The organism is uncultured Photobacterium sp. (assembly GCF_947502415.1).
Lineage (GTDB): Bacteria > Pseudomonadota > Gammaproteobacteria > Enterobacterales > Vibrionaceae > Photobacterium.
On record NZ_CANMZV010000067.1, the window covers coordinates 1 to 2,334 of the forward strand.

Below are 2,334 nucleotides of genomic sequence, written 5' to 3' on the forward strand. Positions count from 1 at the left end.
GTAAGCGCCCATTTCGCCCCGCATTCTTTTTAAAAGAAAAGATTGGTATTGATAAAGCTCCTTTATAAATGGAGCTAAATCATGACACGCGAAGACAAGTGGAACTTATGGAATCAACGTTTGCAACAGCAGGCCGAGAGCGACCAGACAGTAACAACCTGGTGTGAGGAAAATCAGATTGCTCAATCGCAGTTTTATTACTGGCAGAAGAAAATTACTAATCCACCGCAAGACGCCGATAATGTCATCATTCCTATTTCGATGTCGTCACCTTCTGTTGCTGTTGTCATCGAGACGCCCAGTGGTTACCGGATCTCCGTCAATGACACTACCGTTATGGGGTTGCTGCCAGATATCATCAAGGCTTTACCATGATCCCGGCACCTGCTGGCAATGTCTATCTGGCAACGGGAGTGACCGATATGAGAAAGTCCATCAATACACTTGGTCTGTTGGTTGAAGAGGTCTTGGAGCTTAATCCAGTCAGCCCTCACTGGTTCGTGTTCTGCAACCGCAGACGTGACAAACTCAAAATCTTGCAGTGGGATACCAACGGGTTCTGGCTTCATTACCGCCGCCTCGAGAAAGGAAAATTCAGCTGGCCCAGGCACCCGAAAGATACCATAGCGATGGAAATTACCGCTCGCCAGCTACGGTGGTTGCTCGATGGTTTGAACTGGCAAAATGCAGTGGCACACCAACCATTATCAAGCCTGAAAATATCATAAAAACAGCCAATTAAACTGGTTAAAGTGGCTGTTTTAACTATACTTTTCGTATGCAAAAGGAACTTGAAAAGCCCACGGGCATCACCCCAGAAATCCAAGCCTACATCGATAGCTTGGTTCAAAATGTCAGCCAAGAATACGAAACCCGCATTGCTGAAATGTGGGAGCAATTTCGGCTGACTCAAGCCAAGCGTTTCTTGCCACAAAGCGAGAAGTTCCCAGCTCAAGGCTGTTTGTTCAACGAAGCGGAATCGCTGATAGATAACGAGCAACTTGACGATAAGCCGGAAATGGAAACCGTCACCTATACGCGTAAACGCGGTCGCAAGCCCATCAACCCAGATTTACCGCGGGAGGTTATCGAATACGATTTGTCTGAGGGTGAGAAAACCTGCCCATGCTGCCAGGGAGAACTTCATCGCATCGGTGTCGAGACCTCTGAGCAACTCGACATCATCCCCAAGCAAGTGAAAGTCCTGCGCCACGAACGTAAAAAATATGCGTGCCGTCGCTGTGAAAATCACGGGGAAGGCAGCAAAATTATCACAGCGACCATGCCTCGACACCCCCTTCCCGGCAGTATTGCCACAGCGGGAACATTAGCAACCGTCGCGGTAAGCAAGTATGCCGATGGTCTGCCGCTGTACCGCATCGAAAAAGAGCTGGCACGTGTGGGTGTTGATATCCAACGTACAACATTAGCGAGCTGGATGATAAAAACAGCCGCATTACTCTCTCCGATTTATCAGGCTATGCACAAAGCACTCCTGAAGGAGCGCGTGGTTCATGGTGATGAAACAACATTGCAAGTGCTCAAGGAGCCGAACCGAAAAGCGCAAGCAAAATCCTACCTGTGGGCATACTCCAGCCCAGAGCATAGTCAAACACCGGTGGTGCTGTTCGAATACCAACCGGGCCGTGCACATACTTACCCCAAAGAATTTCTTGAGGGGTATGATGGCACCATCATGACCGATGGCTATGCCGCGTGGCGTATGCTTGATAAGGTGACACAGCTTGGATGCTGGGCGCATGCCAGGCGTAAGTTCAACGATGCTCTCAATTTAAGTCCCAAGAAAGCGGGTCGTCCTAAACAAGCGCTGAGTTATATCCAAAAGCTGTATGCCATCGAAAAAAGGCTGAAAGACAAGCCTGTGCCAGAAAGGTACACGGTACGTCAAAAAGAAAGCATCCCCATACTCAACGCGCTCAAAGTCTGGCTTGAAAAAGCCGCTTCACAACTGCTTCCTGAAAGCCCGATGGGAAAGGCGGTCAATTATACGCTCAAGCAATGGGCCTACCTTGAAAAGTACGTCGCGGATGGCGATTACCCGATAGACAATAACCGTGTCGAGCGAGATATCCGTCCGGTTGCGACCGGTCGGAAAGCCTGGTTGTTCGCGGATACCCAAAGTGGGGCGAATGCCAGTGCGACCCTGTTCAGTATTATGCTGAGTTGCCGGGCAAATGGCGTTGAACCCTACGCCTATCTGCGTCACGTCCTGACAGAATTACCTCAACGTGGTGAAGGCTGTGATGTCGGTGATCTGCTGCCTTTTACCTTCAAGCACTCTCAATAGCTAGGTGGGTAGGAATACCCGCTTAC

3 protein-coding genes are annotated in these 2,334 nt (G+C 49.6%); all 3 read left to right on the plus strand.

Annotated elements, in window-relative coordinates; translation table 11 throughout:
* Positions 1-81 precede the first annotated feature (81 nt).
* Positions 82-375, plus strand: a complete 294-nt coding sequence (locus Q0852_RS23430) for a hypothetical protein (RefSeq protein ID WP_299022802.1) — start codon at positions 82-84, stop codon at positions 373-375.
* The gene (tnpB, locus tag Q0852_RS23435; RefSeq protein WP_299022805.1) at positions 372-728 is read left to right on the plus strand and encodes an IS66 family insertion sequence element accessory protein TnpB; all 357 of its coding nucleotides are present in this window, start codon (positions 372-374) and stop codon (positions 726-728) included. Before Q0852_RS23430 ends, tnpB begins: the two co-directional genes overlap by 4 nt.
* A gap of 158 nt (positions 729-886) precedes the next feature.
* Positions 887-2,308, plus strand: coding sequence for an IS66 family transposase (locus Q0852_RS23440; RefSeq protein ID WP_299022807.1), 1,422 nt, complete (start codon positions 887-889; stop codon positions 2,306-2,308).
* Positions 2,309-2,334 lie beyond the last annotated feature (26 nt).